This is a genomic window from Pseudooceanicola endophyticus (assembly GCF_018760365.1).
Taxonomy (GTDB): domain Bacteria; phylum Pseudomonadota; class Alphaproteobacteria; order Rhodobacterales; family Rhodobacteraceae; genus Pseudooceanicola; species Pseudooceanicola endophyticus.
Genome location: NZ_JAHIAB010000002.1, coordinates 410,182 through 423,583 on the forward strand (window position 1 = coordinate 410,182; position 13,402 = coordinate 423,583).

A 13,402-nucleotide genomic window follows, 5' to 3' on the forward strand; every position below is an offset into this window, starting at 1 on the left:
ATCGCCACATAAGTTTAGAAGGGCCATCAGTGGCCTACTGCTCTTAGGCGAATGAGAAAGGGGCCCTAAGGCCCCTTTCTGTCAGATCGCTTGAGCGGCGCTACCAGAGAACGTCTTACCATTTTTGATCTCGCTGATCCGCCCTGGGTTGACGTCATAGTCTGCAGCAATCCTATTGAGGTATTCGCCGCGCTGGATGCGCTTGTGGATCTCCACTGCGTCGCTGAAGGTTAGTTTGGTACTCGGTTTCCGTTCGATAAGAGCCATTTGGGCATCCTTAAAGCGGCCGAGTCAGGGTTGACTAGATTTGGGAAATGTAGTATTCCCACACTATACAGAAGATCTAGCGTCCTGAATCGACGTTTGATTTAAGCCACGGAATCCTGCAAGATTCCGTGGCTTCTTCGTTTTAGCGTGCCAGATTTGGTTTGGCAAGCCGCTTCCGGCAAAATCCTCTGTATCCCCCTAAATTGGCCCGCAGAGTGGCGGGGTCTTGGCCCGGTGGGGGGCGGCGGCTTGCGCAAGTTGCGCACAGAAGCCCTTCTATGGCGCCCTGTGGCGCTGTTCTTCTAATGTACATTTTAAGTGCTGTTTGTGACATGTGACCTTGAGCCCGTGTCTGCCGACGGTTGGCCTTGGGGGCGAGTATCGACCGACAGCAAACAGTGATCGCTATGCAGGCATTCCCAACAGTTTTGAAATGCGCAGTGGATTTCAGGCGCGTTTGTTCATCGCATTCACGGCGGTCTGCATGTGGTCCGGCGCGTGATGGCCATACACCCGTTCAATGGTCTCGATGCTGGTGCCGAAGTATCCAGCCGCGTCCCAAGTCGTCGCGCCGCGCTGCAGGGCCCATGTGATCGCGGTGTGCTTGAGAACGTGAGGCGTGATTCCAGTCAGGTTGACGGTGATCCCGCGCGCCGCTGCCAGTTCCATCGCCAGGCTGACCGCACGGGGCCAGCCTTTTTTGATGTCCGCAACCATGCAGCGTTCTTCCACGCCCCGACGGATGATCTTCCGTTCCACCACGAACTGGCGCCCGTTCCTGGCCTGACGGCGCAGGTGCGCAAGATAGCGTTCGGGCAGGCGGGCCGGGCGCTGGCGCTTGTTGGTCTCCCGCTTGCCCTGGGGTTTGCGGTAGAGGATGCCGTTGACCGTATCGACATGGCCGCCGATCTTGCTCGGCTTGTCGATGTGCATGGCTAGGATCGTGGCCTTGCGGCTACCTGTGTAAAGGCCATGCAGGATGAAGTCCTGAAGGTGACGCCCGTCCTTGTTCAGGGCGCGTGCGCCGCGCAGCAGCCAAGCAGCCTCCTGGCGGGTCAGCCAGCGTTCCCTGGGATCGGGCTTCGGCGGCAGGGTCACCTTCGGCGCGGTGACCAGATAGCCTTCGCGGTGGCAGTAGTTCAGGGCCGCCTGCAGCACGCCCAGTTCCCGGCGGATCGTGCCGTCACTGCAACCGCGCTGCGTCGCATAGCGGCGGCAGGTCTCGCCCTTGATGGCCGAGACGGGCAGGTTCTGCCAGATCCGGTCCAGCGCCTCGATGGCGTAGCCGATGCGGGCGGGCGAGGCGACATGCGGCGCGTGTTCATCCGCGTAGATCGCCAGCACCATGGAAATCGTCAGCTCTTCCGGTCGCGCCGGCCCGTTGGGGCGGTGCTTCCTTTCGATGTGGAGGGCGAGCAGCCTTTCAGCCTCTGGGCGGCTTGTTGTGCCGGTCGAAAGGCGAAGGGCTCCGTCGCGGATCTCCCAGACTGACGGTCCGTCTTTACGTGTTCTCCAGTGGAGGCGGGGGCCTTTGGCGCGACGCGGCATAGTTCGATCAGTTCCTTGAGGTCGTCAGGGTGCAGGCGTGCGGCGCGCCCGATGCGGATGGTCTTGCCGTGGTGATCGGCGGCGCGGCGCAGGCTCTCGACGGGGACGCCGAGCTGTGCCGCCGCGCTGGATATGGACAGCAGCCGGGGCAGGGTCATGCGATAAACTCCTGCCGCATCCCGCGCAGCATCTTGCGCATTTCGGTTGCCAGGGCACGGCAGACGCGGCGCAGGTGGGGATTGTCGGTTTCGTCCGCGATCCTCTGAGCCTTGTCCTTGGCCTCTTTCAGGCGGGTGTATTCGTCATACATGGGCGTTTCCTCGGGGCGGTGGGTCATGCCGCCACCGCCTGCAGCGCATGGGCGCCCCACTGGTCGGCGGCAGCTGCGGCCAGTCCCTCGAAGGTCCGGCTGCGGATCTTCCAGCGGTCGGGGCCGGGCGGGGCGCGGTGGATCGCGGACCAGGCGGCGTGGCTTTGCGGATCGGTGGCCCGGCGGGGCGGTGTCAGCCGGTGGGTGGCCTGCAGCGCGGGCAGGCCGCGCAGGTAGAAGCCGGTCGCCTTGAAGAACGGTTCTCCGAACCACCAGGGCTGGACGATCTGCGGACGCGGCAGGTCGGCGGGGAGGCGTTCGCGGGCATGGCGGTGCATCACCGGGTTCTCGATGGCGATCCGCGGCACCTGGGCGTGCCAGCAGGCGGCGAAGAGGGCCGCGCCTTCGTCCAGTTCGGCCCACATCTGGGCGCGAGTCTTGCCGCGCGGCGGGACATGCAGCCAGCGGACACCGCTGTTGCAGAGCCGCGTGCAGGGCGGGTGCATGACGGCCAGCAGGTCCCAGCCGTCATTCAGGTGGTCGCGGATGTCGCCGGTGATGTGGCGGTTGCTGCCGTCTTCTGAAGGCAGGAGGTCGCAGGACCAGACATCATGGCCACGGGCCGCAAAGGCGCGACGCATGACTCCGCTGGTCTCGCAACCGATGAGGATGCGAAGGGATTGGGTCATAGGTTTTCTCGAAAGATCCGGCGGGGCCGGTCAGGGATGCGGGGGAATGGCTGAGGCCAGCCGCAGGCCGATTGCGATCAGCCCGGTGATCAGGCCGCAGAGGTAAAGCAAGGCGCCGGCCCGGGCGGCCCAGATGCCAAGCCGCCGGCTGCGGCGCAGGTTCATGCGGCGGCGCTGGCGCGTTCGGGGCGGGAAATTAGCGGGCGCAGGTCTTCGAGGTCCAGGAAGGTGTCGGCGGCCCGGCGCAGCTCGTCCGCCGCGAAGGGGCTGGGCTTGGTCTTCATGGACGACACCACCGTCACCCGGACGCCCTTGGACTGCAGATCCTGCACCAGCGGCGCGAAATCACGGTTCCCGGTGAAGAGCGCCATGTGCGTGATGCGGGGGGCAAGGTTCACCGCCGTCAGTGCCAGATCCACATCGGTATTGCCCCGGAAGCGGCGGCGGCCTTCGTCGTCGGTGAATTCGCGCGCCGGCTTCGCGATGACGTTCCAGCCGTTGTAGTCGAGCCAGTCGACCAGCGGGCGCAGGGCCACATGTTCGCCCTCGGCGGTGCTGATCGGCGTGAAGTAGCTGGCACGCAGCAGGCGCCCGGTCTGGGACAGCAGCCCCATCAGGCGCTTGTAATCCACGTCGATGCCCAGGGCGCGGGCGGTGGCATAGAAATTCGGGCCGTCGATCAGGGCGGCGGCGGTGTCGGTGGGGTGGAACATGGTCAATCCTCCGGGAATGTGGGGGCGGGATGCGCAAGCCTGACGCTCAGGATGCGGGCGCAATCGCGGTCCCTGCGGTCGCGCAGGGCAAGGCGGGCGAGGGTGGCGGTATCGGTCAGAAGGTTGCCGCCGTTCACAGGCACTGTTTCGGTGATCATCACGCCGTCCGGGCGGCGAAAGGTCACCTGCAGGTCGATGTCCGGGAAGAGGCCCGGGCGGGGCGGTTTGGCGGGGCGGTGCCGACGCAGAAGGGCGGTCAGCATCAGCGGCGCTGATAGAGCGACCAGACGATGATGCCCGCATAGAGGATCGCCGCCGGGATCAGCACGGGAAGGGTCCAGCTCATGCACAATGCCCGTGGATTTCGGCCAGTACATCGGTGGCGGCCTCGCGTTCCTTCGGGGAGGGCGACAGACGCCGGATGATGTCGCAGGCGCGGGCAAGATCGCCCAGCGTGCCTTCCTCTGCGTGCAGCGCTGTGTGGCGGGCCCGTTCCAGCTGGCCTTCAAGGGCTGCGCTGCGCAGCGCCATGGCCAAGGCCGCCGGGTGGTCGCTGGCGGCGCGGCGCCAGGTCAGCAGTTCGGCGCAAAGGCCGGGCATCGTGTCGCCGAGGAAGTCGCGCGTTTCTGGCGTCATGCTGTTTTCAACGGCAAGATGTTCACGGGCGGCGAGATGAGCGAGACGCCCGTCGCTTGCCAGTGAAAGGGAATGTGTCGTGTCCAAATTCGCCTCCATCTGTTGGATGCCGGTAGAATATCCACGAAAAATGGACTGGCAAGAAGAAAATCCATAAACAATGGATTTTGACTGTTGCGCCTAACCGCAGAGTGAGCCTCTGGGCCGCAACTGAGCGGATATTTTGAGCCTGGAATTCGGGTTTTCTGAACGAACCTGAGGGTGAAGGCGCTCTGGCTATGTCATTGGGTTGCGCCCGTCGGATGCCGAGGGGGATCGGGCATTTAGCAACACTCTAGGGCGAAATGTCTCTGCTCATGGCAATTTCGTGTTGAACCCGCCTCGCGTGACCTAAGGCGTCGAAGCCGCTTCCTGGGGACTAGGGCGGCAAGTCACGGAAATAAAAGAACCGCCAGAAGGCGGTTCGAGGAGAAAGGAAGGTATGCAGAATGCAGGTGCCCGTACTTTATCGGATTGCCCGCGTCGCTGTGCGCCTTGGGGTGGACCTCAACTGGCTGTTTGATCCCATTCATCGTTTGCGCGCTGGAGGGCAGGGAACAGGGAGGCTTGAACATCGGCAGGAAGCTGGGCGAAATCGCCGTTCATGATGAAGTTAAAGTCGATCCGATGCGCCCTGTATAGGTAGCGCATCACGTCCCGGTTCGGGAACTGAAGCCCCTTTTCAATATTGTTGTAAGAAGTCTTCGAGACCCCGCATCGCGTCGCGAACTCGGACTGCCTGTCAAAGCCAGCAGCATACCTGGCAGCCTTCACGCGGATCGCGCTGGCTTTGACGCCCATGTCGCTCTTATGGGCCAATTTTTCTTGTTCAAGAATATCCATGCTGGTCAGTCGGCCTTCGACGTGTGTCACGGAGTCTGTTCTAACCGCTGTCCAGAAAATATGAACCTTCTGCGGGATGGACGTTGATAGTCCAAAAAAAATGGATTAACGCTGGCCTATGTGCAGCGTTTCTGACATCTGTAACCGCCTGGGCCGTCGGCAGATTGCCGAACGTCTTGGGGTAGTGCCGACCACGGTGAGCAATGCAGCCGTGGCCGGCCTCTTCCCGGCAAAATGGTACCTGGTTCTGCGCGAAATGTGCGCGGCGGAAGGGATCGACTGCCCGGAAGAGCTCTTCCGCTTCTCACGTGTGCAGAGCGTGGGGACTGAAGCGTTGGAGCCGGCAGAGGGACGTGGAGCCGATCACGCCGTCCAACTTGCGCATTGCACGCGATCTTAACAGGAAAAGAGGTTGCCCATGACGGACTACCGGAAGGTGACGCAAGCCAGCATGAGATCCATTCTCGACTGGTTCGGGTGCTATGACGCGGCTGCCGACTGCATCGCCGCGAGGTGGGGCGGCAGTGCCAACAAGGCCACGATCAGCAAGAAGGTCTCGGGTCTGCTGGACTGGACGGTGGCCGATGTCATCGCCCTGGAAGACGCGCGGGGCCAGTACCCGGTGACGCGCCTGCTGGCCCGGCGCGTAGAGGAACAGGACGAAGTGCTGTCCGGCTCTCTCCTGTCGGATGGCTCCGAGATTGCGAAGGAATGCGGCGAGGCGATCCACGCCATCCTGCGGGCCCATGAATCCAGCCATGGCGATGATGTCGCGCGGGCCATCGCGGAACTGGACGAAGCGCTGGCTCCGATGCGCACGGCGCGGACGCGACTGGTCGGGATGCTGGATGGTGGCCCGCGTGGCCGGATGGCGGCTGCGGAATGAGGGGACCTTTCACCATGGGGGTGCTGTTGAACTCCAATTTCGCCACCCCCGAAAAATTGCCCGTAGAGGCCCATCTCGGGGTCTGGGCAGGGGTGGTGCCGGAATGAGCAGACTCGCAAATGCACCGGCGGTGCATTTTGATCTTGAGCCTTTTCGGGCCTTTGCGACCCGCGAACTGGGGCAGACGCTGCTTTCGCCCGCCGGGGTCTGCATGAACCCGGCGTGCAGCTGCCCCTTTGTGCCTTGCCGCCCATGGCAGGCCTACTGCAGCGACACTTGCCGCAAAGCGGACGAAGCCGAAATGCGCCGCGTCGGCCAGCGGGCCGCGCCCGCGTTGCTGGCCTGGCGGCTGGGCAAGTACGAGATCCGCGACGAAGCCCTGCGCGACCTGTCGCGTGCGGGCCGTCGCTACATCGGCCAGCTGCAAACCGAATGGCTGACCAGCCGCCAGAACCGCGCGCAAGCGGCCAAGAGCCCCGGAAGGGGGCCGGGCTTATGAGACAAACCGAATTTCAATCGAGTGAGGTGAGGGCATGACAGACTTCGAACGTCAGCCGGACATGTGGCCGCTGAAACGTGGCGAGACATTGTCCAACCACGACTGGTTTCCACTCTATGGGCACCGGTTCCTGGGCTCTTCCTTCGTCCGCAAGGCGGTATTGCAGGGGCGACGGGCAGACATCGGCACCGCGATGATCCTCTGGGCGGAAGCCATGCGGGAAGATCCTGCGGGAACATTGCCGACGGATGACGAAGAACTGGCGTCTCTTGCCCGCTTCCAATCGGTAGAGGATTGGTTGGAGGTGAGGGAGGGAGTGCTGCACGGCTGGGAATTTGTCTTCGTTGAGGATGAACGAACGGGTGAGACGCAGCGCCGCCTTGGGCATCCGGGCTTCATGCAGGGCGTCGTGCTGCAGATGCACAAGCGCAAGATCAGTCGCGATGCAGGGCGAGAAATGCGTAACCTGGCGGTCAAAAAAAGTCGGATCAAAAAGAAGATGGAAGAACTGCAGGTACGCGAACCGCTATTGTCGGACAGCCGGGCGTTGCACGCGATGGCAGAGTTCTTCGAGCAGTCCGACCTGCACATTACCCATGACAATGTCCGGAGCGCCATGGTAGAGGTGCTTGGCTATTCGGGTGATGTGATGCCATTTCCTACGGCAGGTCGCCGCCCGGCAGGGCGCTGAAATCACGCTGAAATCGACGTGAAACACTGCTGAAATCAACTGAAATGTAGCTGAAACGCTGCTGAAATATTTCAGATAGTCACACTGAAATCGCCCTATAGGACATAATAACAGATAACAAAACAAAACACCTTTCACGCGGTGCGGACCGCACGGGGTGTGGATAAGTTTTGTGGTCCTGGCAGGCTGATAAGATCAGACGAATAGCCATATCAAACCGCCCCCCATTCCCGCCTCTCGCAAATTTCAGACCGGGGCAGTGCAGAGAAACAGGGACATCACCATGGACAGTGCAGAACAGGCAGAGGGTGCCCGCAGGGTGCGGGCGTTGCTGGTCGAGCCATTGCAGCGGCGGGGGTTGGTGAAGCCTTCGGCCATGACCAAGGACCAATTCGCGGCGATGCTGGACGACATGTGCGCCCGGCTGGCCTACATGAGCGCGGGCAGCATTGCCGCCCTGGAAGAGGAAGCCGCCGGGATGGCCAGCGGCAAGGATCGGGATCGCTTCCCCATCGCGCAGCGCATCCTGGAAAAGGCCTCGGACATCGAACCGCCGGGCGATGACGCCTCGCCGCTGATCCGGGCCGTCTTCGCCAATCAGGTGGGGCATGAGGCGCTGGCCGGGGGCTGGGCGCCCGAACTGCTGGCCGAGGTTCGCCGGACGCGGAAATGGCCGGGCAAGTACACCCTCAGTCAGGTGCGCGCGCAGGCCGATGACGCGCTGCGCAAGATGACCCGCCTGCGCGAGTTCGAAGGGCAGGGGCAGGCGCTGACGCAGGAGGAAAGCACCTGGCTGCAGCGGCGGCGCGACGCGCTGGCGAAGTGCCGGCGGATCGCGGACCTGGGCCAGATGGCAGAGGGCGGCGCATGAGCATGATGGGCAAGATCGAAGCGCAGGAACTGCAATGGTTCGCCGTCCGCGTGAAGCGCAAGCAGGTGGGCGGTATCGGGCGCGCCACGGTCGGGGGCGAGTTCGAAGCCTATCGCGACCGCGAGGGCCGGGTAAGGAAGCGTCGTATCAGCGGCACCGGCACCCGGGTCTTCCTGCCGGAACACATCCTGAAGCGCGCAGGGTTTCAGGTCTTCCTGCCGGTCAAGAAGGTCATGAAGCGCCGCAACCGGTTCAACCCGGAACGGATCTGCGTCAGCCAGCCGCTGCTGGTCGACTGGATGTTCGTCGGCTGGCCGGTGGGCGAGAGGCGCTGGCATCAGCTGATGGCGCTGGACGTGGTGTCGGGCGTCATGGGCACCGGCGGGCATCCCGTCGCCATCCCCGAGGCCCGGATGCTGCAGCTGATGCGGCAATGGGGCGGGGGACAGCTGGATGCGAACCTGCACCAGCGGGTGAAGGCCGCGCAGGATCTGCGCCCCGGCGATCTGGCCCGCGTCGTGGCGGGGCCGTTGCAGGATCATGACCTGCGGGTGGTCGAGGTGACGGGCCCTTCGGTGAAGGGGCTGATGGCGCTTCTGGGCGGCGAAATACCGGTCGAGGTTCGCGCCGAACTGCTGCAGCCCGCCGTGCGTTAAGCGCAGTCCCCAGATGTTAAGGGGGGTTGACGCGATGAGTCCGCCTCCCTTAACAGTCGAATTGACGAAGGTTGCCGACCCACTGCTGCAAGATGCACGCTTGGCTTCCGGTCGAAGAGATACGCAGGCGTTCGCCCCGTTTCTCTTCGAATGCCGTCATGCCCTTGCGGATCCGCGCGGATCATCAGCAAGCGGCAGTGCTGCTGCAATTCCCGAACGGCCCGGCTGCAAAGCGCGGGCCATTTTCATGTCCGGTGATCCTGCCGGACCAGCCAGGGGGCGTGCCCATGTTCCGTGTTGGTGAGGTGGATATCCGGGGTCTGCAGCGGTTCGACAACCTGCTGGCGGGCCTCGGGCGCGAGGGTGACAAGGCCGTGGCCCGCGCCGTCAGCCGGGCCGGGGACATGGGGCGCACGCAGGTCATCAAGACGCTGGCCGCCCAGACCGGCCTGACGCAGAAGGTCATCCGCCGGTCCCTGCGGGTGCGCCGGGCCTCCTGGGACGTGCCGGAATACGTGCTGATCAGCGCGGGCACCGATGAGCCGCTGAAATACTTCAGGAAGCGCGAGACGAAGGACGGCGTGGAAGCCTACCTGGGCAAGGCGCGGGGCACGGAATGGTTTGCCGAAAGCTTCTATCGTGGTGGCCTCTTCCCGCAGCGCCGTGTCGATCTGCCGACGATGAACGGCCATGTCTTCGTCCGCGCAGGCGGACGCACGCAGCTGGAAAAGGTGACCTCGGGCGTCTTCATCCCCGAGGAAATGGTGCAGGGCACCACCGCCGCCGTCTGGTCCAAGACGGTCACGGCGGCCTTGCCGAAGCGTCTGGATCATGAGTTCAACCGGCTGCTGAACGGCGCGGCCTAGGCCGGGTCGAGGGCCGATCCCCCGGGGGGGGGGGCCGGGTCCGGGGCAGGGACCGTGCCGGAGCGGGAAGGCAGGCGGGGCCCCTGGGGCCCGGGGGGGCGCCAGTCACACCGGTTTTTGAAAGCCTTAACAAGGGGATTAACACTTAACACCGCCATGGTATCAGCCGACTATCTAGTAGAGAAAATGTGCCACTAAGTACGGCTTGAAGAAGCTTCAGTTGCCGCATCTAACCCAACTGGTTAAGAAAGGGAGAATACCTCGACCGGAGTGCTTTTACCTCACGTTTACGCGACTTGGTGCTGAGTCAAGCCATGTTACTTTTCGGAGGACGAAGATGCTAAATATCAGTAAGTGGCGGCCACTGATCTTTTGGTTGGTTGGTATTTTTGTTCTCGGTTATGTCCTTGGTTTCATCGGGAAGTTTGGTTTGAGCGTTTTCTTCAGCTCCTGAGCTTGGTGTGTCCTTGCTTTGCTCATCAGGTCCGGCGGCTGGTGCTGCATGAGCAGAGTACAATTCACCGCGAACGTACTTCTGGTACACTTCGTCGCTATCATTGATTCCCGAAGCTACGCCGGCAAAGAAGAGCGCTATTGCGGCAGCGGCATGAAGAAACCTTCTCGGGTTTCTTGTCTTTCCAGCTTCCTCTACCGCGACTTCAAATTGGGGCCCGATCAAACGGCTTTTGATTCTTAAGCTGTTAAAGTCCTTAAACTTTTTTACGGCATGCGCAAATCTACGTGCTTGCTGCCGGGTGGGCCTGTGTTGTGCGAAACTATGAAAAACCTTGTCTTTGCCGTCGTATTCTCCGTTCGATAGGGTAACGGCTGCTCCGCAATTTGCGCACTCGACAGTTGTTTCCTGAAGTTGAAAATTTGTGTCGCCTGCGAGTGGCATCACCAATTTGGTCTTGCCGCAATTCGGGCAAAATCCGTCAACCAGATCCCCATCGAGACCGGAGAAGGCAACGTTTGAAATGCGGACTCGGCGTTTGCTTCCGGTGTTCCGTGGTCTAGCCAAGTCACTCTCCTGTGCCGGAAAATATGTGCTGCTTGAATGGCGATTCTAAATGGCTGCGAACTGCTTTGTAACGCGGAAGTTGTTCGCGGAAAAGCTTTGGCTGGTTTCGTGATACTATCGAGCGAGGCATCACATGCAGCAAATGAGCCAGGCCGATTTCGCGCGGGCCATGGGTGTCAGCCGCGCGGCGGTCAGCCAGTGGAAGGCCAAGGACATCCTGCGCGAGGACGCCTTTTCCAAGGCCGGGAAGGCCGGGAAGATCCTTTACGAGATCGCGGTGGAACAGGTCCGCCGAAACCGCGACATCGGGCAGTCCCTCGGGAATGGGATTGCCACGCGGACCACGCCGGACCTCGCAGCTGGCCCTGCGGATCCGGCACCGCGACGGGCGGCAGTCGAGGCGGCAAAGGCAGATCCTTCCCTGTCTCTGCCGCTGACCCCGCCGCCCGTCGCACCTGTCGCGCCCCGATCCTCCGAGGTGATCGAGCCCTGGCCCGTGCCAGAGCCGCCGCCCTGGAAGGTCGACAGCATCGAAGACCAGCTGAAGCGGGCGAAGCTGGAAGAGCAGTTGCGTCGCAACCGCGTCCAATCGGCGGAAGAGGCGCAGCGCACCGGTCAGCTGATGGCTGCGGCGGATGCGCGCGAACAGGCGGGCCGCATCGCGGTCACCATGCTGCAGATTTTCGAAGGGGCGCTGCCGGACTTCGCGGCGGCGCTGGCGGCGCGGTTCGATCTGCCGCAGCGCGATGTCCTGCACCTGCTGCGGGCGGAAATGGTCAAGGTCCGGCGCAGCGCCGCTGCCAAGGAACGTTCCCGCGCCGAGGCGGTCGCACGCGAGAAGGACGAAGGGTTGGAGGACTGATGGGCATCACCGTGCGGGTCACTTCGGCGGAATGGATGGTGGCAACCGTGATTGCCGACATCCTGGACCCGCCGCCTTCGGTCGATTACCTGGCCTGGGCCGAAGACAACATCGTCTTTTCCAAGCGCGAAAGCCCTCTGCCGGGGCCGTATAGCCGCGAACGCTTCAGCTATTTCAACGAGATCCTGACGGCTCTGTCGCCCGATGATCCCTGCCGGATCGTCACCCTGGCGAAGTCGGCGCAGCTGGGCGGCACGGTGCTGGCCAACATCTTCACCGGCGGGTCGATGGACATGGACCCGGGCGATTTCCTCTATGTCCACCCGACCGAAGAAAACGCCCGGCGCTGGTCCAAGATGAAGCTGGGGCCGATGCTGAAGGGCACCACCAGCCTGCGCCGCATCTTCCCGATGAAGGCGCGCGACGGGCAGGACAGCGTGTTCTACAAGGAACGCCGCGACGGGCGCGGGGCCATCCAGATTTCCGGGGCCAATTCGCCCGCCTCCCTGTCTCAGGTGTCGATGTCCCGGCAGGTGCAGGATGACCTGGCCAAATGGGACATGAACAGCGCGGGCGACCCCGAGACGCAGGCCGACAGCCGGTCGCAGGGCTATGAGTTCGCCAAGATTTTCAAGATCAGCACCCCCATGGTGGTGCCCGGCTGCCGGATCACCAAGAACTTTGAGGACGGATCGCAGGAATACCTCTACCTGCCGTGCCCCCATGACGAATGCGGCCACATGCAGACCCTTGAGTGGGAAAACATGCTGGCCTCCCTGGATGAAGAGCACCCCGAGCGGGCGCATTTCACCTGCGAAGCCTGCGGCGCGGCTATCGAGGAACACCACCGCGCCAAGATGCTGAAGGGCGGCGAGTGGCGCGCCGCGAACCCGAAGATGAAGCGGGTGCATCGGTCCTTTCACATCTGGTCGGCCTATTCGCTGCTGCAGTCGTTCGAGCGGATCGCGCGCAGCTGGCTGGCTGCGAAGGGGGATCCGCCGCGCGAACAGACCTTCATGAACGACGTGGTGGGCCGGGCCTATCGCGTCCTGGGCGAGGCCCCGCCCTGGGAAGACATCCGCGACCGCGCTTCGCAATCGGACTATGCGCGGGGCAGCATCCCGGCGGGCTTCCCGCTGGTGACCTGCGGCGTGGACTGTCAGGGCGACCGTGTGGAATGGCAGGTGGTGGCCTGGGGCACGCACCGCCGCCGCGCTGTGATTGAATACGGGGTCTTCAACGGCCATATCAGCGAAGAGCGGTGCCAGCAGCAGCTGGACGCGCTGCTGAAACAGGGCTTCCGCAACGCCTACGGGCGCAAGCTGGAAATCGACGCCCTGGCCATCGACGGCAACGCCTACACGGAAGAGGTCTGGGAATGGGCGCGCCGTCACCCGGCGGCGCGGGTCATCATGGTGCGCGGCGTGCATCCAGAAACCGCGCCGCTCCTGGCGCAGGTCAAGCGCGAGCGGAACCGGCGCGGCAAGCTGCTGCGCTATTCCAAGCGGTTCTTCAACTTTGCGTCCTCGGTCCTGAAGATGGGCCTCTACCGGAACCTGAAGAAGGACGATCCCGAGGAACGGGGCTTCATCGCGCTGCCGCGCGGGCTGGAAGACGAATACTTCCGCCAGCTGACGGCAGAGACTCGCAAGGCGCAGAAGGCGAAAAGCGGCTTTACGCGCTGGCTCTGGGTCAAGGATCCGAACCAAGCGAACGAGGGTCTGGATACCCACCTGCAGGCCGAGGCGGCGGCGATCCGGCTGGGCGTGCGGTCGCTGCAGGATGCCGAATGGGACGCGCTGCTGGCCGCGCGCGACAGCGCGCCCGATGCGGTGCAGGGCGATTTCGAAGACCTGCTGATGCCGGCGGCACAGGTGCAGGCTGCACCACCCGAAGCGCCGGCAGAAGAGGCCCCGGAGGCTGAGCGCCCGAGCACCTTCGAGGCGGCCAAGGCGAAATGGAAGAGGCGGCGGCGCTGAAGGCGGCCCCGCCAGATTGGGGGATG

At 63.3% G+C, this 13,402-nt stretch carries 19 protein-coding genes; 8 read left to right on the forward strand and 11 right to left on the reverse strand.

Going from position 1 to position 13,402, the window contains the following annotated elements:
* Positions 1–81: 81 nt before the first annotated feature.
* The 10 genes from KM176_RS05470 to KM176_RS05505 all read right to left on the reverse strand — a co-directional run bounded on the left by KM176_RS05470 (position 82) and on the right by KM176_RS05505 (position 5,075).
* The gene (locus KM176_RS05470; RefSeq protein ID WP_160890919.1) at positions 82–267 is read right to left on the reverse strand and encodes a helix-turn-helix domain-containing protein; all 186 of its coding nucleotides are present in this window, start codon (positions 265–267) and stop codon (positions 82–84) included.
* Positions 268–714: 447 nt separating this feature from the next.
* Entirely contained in the window at positions 715–1,614 is a 900-nt protein-coding gene (locus KM176_RS05475) for a tyrosine-type recombinase/integrase (protein ID WP_236045174.1), read from the reverse strand.
* Between the two features lie 8 nt (positions 1,615–1,622).
* Positions 1,623–1,973, reverse strand: coding sequence for a hypothetical protein (locus KM176_RS24805; RefSeq protein WP_236045175.1), 351 nt, complete (start codon positions 1,971–1,973; stop codon positions 1,623–1,625).
* Positions 1,970–2,152 carry a hypothetical protein gene (locus tag KM176_RS05480; RefSeq protein ID WP_160890917.1) on the reverse strand — a complete coding sequence of 61 codons (183 nt, stop codon included), beginning with the start codon at positions 2,150–2,152 and terminating at the stop codon, positions 1,970–1,972. Before KM176_RS05480 ends, KM176_RS24805 begins: the two co-directional genes overlap by 4 nt.
* Entirely contained in the window at positions 2,149–2,814 is a 666-nt protein-coding gene (locus KM176_RS05485; RefSeq protein WP_160890916.1) for a hypothetical protein, read from the reverse strand. The genes KM176_RS05480 and KM176_RS05485 overlap by 4 nt, the downstream gene beginning before the upstream one ends.
* Positions 2,815–2,844: 30 nt before the next feature.
* A complete protein-coding gene (locus KM176_RS25160) occupies positions 2,845–2,979 on the reverse strand; it encodes a hypothetical protein (protein WP_268946102.1) in 135 nt (44 codons plus the stop codon).
* Positions 2,976–3,527 (reverse strand): LabA-like NYN domain-containing protein, encoded by a 552-nt coding sequence (locus tag KM176_RS05490; RefSeq protein WP_160890915.1) that lies wholly within the window; start codon positions 3,525–3,527, stop codon positions 2,976–2,978. The genes KM176_RS25160 and KM176_RS05490 overlap by 4 nt, the downstream gene beginning before the upstream one ends.
* A gap of 2 nt (positions 3,528–3,529) precedes the next feature.
* Complete coding sequence (locus KM176_RS05495) at positions 3,530–3,904, reverse strand: hypothetical protein (protein ID WP_160890914.1); 375 nt, start codon at positions 3,902–3,904, stop codon at positions 3,530–3,532.
* Positions 3,870–4,163, reverse strand: coding sequence for a hypothetical protein (locus tag KM176_RS05500; RefSeq protein ID WP_160890913.1), 294 nt, complete (start codon positions 4,161–4,163; stop codon positions 3,870–3,872). Before KM176_RS05500 ends, KM176_RS05495 begins: the two co-directional genes overlap by 35 nt.
* Before the next feature lie 546 nt (positions 4,164–4,709).
* Positions 4,710–5,075 (reverse strand): helix-turn-helix domain-containing protein, encoded by a 366-nt coding sequence (locus KM176_RS05505; protein WP_311136118.1) that lies wholly within the window; start codon positions 5,073–5,075, stop codon positions 4,710–4,712.
* 421 nt (positions 5,076–5,496) lie between these two features.
* Here KM176_RS05505 and KM176_RS05510 point away from each other — a divergent pair, with 421 nt between their 5' ends.
* The 6 genes from KM176_RS05510 to KM176_RS05535 all read left to right on the forward strand — a co-directional run bounded on the left by KM176_RS05510 (position 5,497) and on the right by KM176_RS05535 (position 9,514).
* Positions 5,497–5,931, forward strand: a complete 435-nt coding sequence (locus KM176_RS05510) for a hypothetical protein (protein ID WP_215558763.1) — start codon at positions 5,497–5,499, stop codon at positions 5,929–5,931.
* 103 nt (positions 5,932–6,034) lie between these two features.
* Entirely contained in the window at positions 6,035–6,430 is a 396-nt protein-coding gene (locus tag KM176_RS05515; protein WP_160890911.1) for a hypothetical protein, read from the forward strand.
* 34 nt (positions 6,431–6,464) lie between these two features.
* A complete protein-coding gene (locus KM176_RS05520; RefSeq protein ID WP_160890910.1) occupies positions 6,465–7,121 on the forward strand; it encodes a hypothetical protein in 657 nt (218 codons plus the stop codon).
* Positions 7,122–7,404: 283 nt separating this feature from the next.
* A complete protein-coding gene (locus KM176_RS05525; protein ID WP_160890909.1) occupies positions 7,405–7,992 on the forward strand; it encodes a hypothetical protein in 588 nt (195 codons plus the stop codon).
* Positions 7,989–8,648: a transcription termination/antitermination protein NusG gene (nusG, locus tag KM176_RS05530; protein WP_160890908.1), complete on the forward strand. Its 660-nt coding sequence runs from the start codon at positions 7,989–7,991 to the stop codon at positions 8,646–8,648. The genes KM176_RS05525 and nusG overlap by 4 nt, the downstream gene beginning before the upstream one ends.
* Before the next feature lie 287 nt (positions 8,649–8,935).
* Positions 8,936–9,514, forward strand: a complete 579-nt coding sequence (locus KM176_RS05535; protein ID WP_160890907.1) for a hypothetical protein — start codon at positions 8,936–8,938, stop codon at positions 9,512–9,514.
* Positions 9,515–9,854: 340 nt separating this feature from the next.
* On the opposite strand, the gene KM176_RS05540 is transcribed toward KM176_RS05535, so the two are convergent.
* Entirely contained in the window at positions 9,855–10,535 is a 681-nt protein-coding gene (locus KM176_RS05540; protein WP_160890906.1) for a hypothetical protein, read from the reverse strand.
* Positions 10,536–10,668: 133 nt separating this feature from the next.
* Between KM176_RS05540 and KM176_RS05545 the strand changes: the two genes are divergently transcribed.
* Both KM176_RS05545 and KM176_RS05550 read left to right on the forward strand, forming a co-directional pair.
* Positions 10,669–11,397, forward strand: coding sequence for a hypothetical protein (locus KM176_RS05545; protein WP_160890905.1), 729 nt, complete (start codon positions 10,669–10,671; stop codon positions 11,395–11,397).
* Positions 11,397–13,376: a phage terminase large subunit family protein gene (locus KM176_RS05550; RefSeq protein WP_160890904.1), complete on the forward strand. Its 1,980-nt coding sequence runs from the start codon at positions 11,397–11,399 to the stop codon at positions 13,374–13,376. The genes KM176_RS05545 and KM176_RS05550 overlap by 1 nt, the downstream gene beginning before the upstream one ends.
* The last annotated feature ends 26 nt before the right edge of the window (positions 13,377–13,402 follow it).

Bases quoted from the DNA above. Each gene is read 5' to 3' on its own strand.
- KM176_RS05470 (WP_160890919.1), bottom strand. From the start codon at position 267: ATGGCTCTTATCGAACGGAAACCGAGTACCAAACTAACCTTCAGCGAC.
- KM176_RS05475 (WP_236045174.1), bottom strand. From the start codon at position 1,614: ATGGTGCTGGCGATCTACGCGGATGAACACGCGCCGCATGTCGCCTCG.
- KM176_RS24805 (WP_236045175.1), bottom strand. From the start codon at position 1,973: ATGACCCTGCCCCGGCTGCTGTCCATATCCAGCGCGGCGGCACAGCTC.
- KM176_RS05480 (WP_160890917.1), bottom strand. From the start codon at position 2,152: ATGACCCACCGCCCCGAGGAAACGCCCATGTATGACGAATACACCCGC.
- KM176_RS05485 (WP_160890916.1), bottom strand. From the start codon at position 2,814: ATGACCCAATCCCTTCGCATCCTCATCGGTTGCGAGACCAGCGGAGTC.
- KM176_RS25160 (WP_268946102.1), bottom strand. From the start codon at position 2,979: ATGAACCTGCGCCGCAGCCGGCGGCTTGGCATCTGGGCCGCCCGGGCC.
- KM176_RS05490 (WP_160890915.1), bottom strand. From the start codon at position 3,527: ATGTTCCACCCCACCGACACCGCCGCCGCCCTGATCGACGGCCCGAAT.
- KM176_RS05495 (WP_160890914.1), bottom strand. From the start codon at position 3,904: ATGTACTGGCCGAAATCCACGGGCATTGTGCATGAGCTGGACCCTTCC.
- KM176_RS05500 (WP_160890913.1), bottom strand. From the start codon at position 4,163: ATGACGCCAGAAACGCGCGACTTCCTCGGCGACACGATGCCCGGCCTT.
- KM176_RS05510 (WP_215558763.1), top strand. From the start codon at position 5,497: ATGAGATCCATTCTCGACTGGTTCGGGTGCTATGACGCGGCTGCCGAC.
- KM176_RS05515 (WP_160890911.1), top strand. From the start codon at position 6,035: ATGAGCAGACTCGCAAATGCACCGGCGGTGCATTTTGATCTTGAGCCT.
- KM176_RS05520 (WP_160890910.1), top strand. From the start codon at position 6,465: ATGACAGACTTCGAACGTCAGCCGGACATGTGGCCGCTGAAACGTGGC.
- KM176_RS05525 (WP_160890909.1), top strand. From the start codon at position 7,405: ATGGACAGTGCAGAACAGGCAGAGGGTGCCCGCAGGGTGCGGGCGTTG.
- nusG (WP_160890908.1), top strand. From the start codon at position 7,989: ATGAGCATGATGGGCAAGATCGAAGCGCAGGAACTGCAATGGTTCGCC.
- KM176_RS05535 (WP_160890907.1), top strand. From the start codon at position 8,936: ATGTTCCGTGTTGGTGAGGTGGATATCCGGGGTCTGCAGCGGTTCGAC.
- KM176_RS05545 (WP_160890905.1), top strand. From the start codon at position 10,669: ATGCAGCAAATGAGCCAGGCCGATTTCGCGCGGGCCATGGGTGTCAGC.
- KM176_RS05550 (WP_160890904.1), top strand. From the start codon at position 11,397: ATGGGCATCACCGTGCGGGTCACTTCGGCGGAATGGATGGTGGCAACC.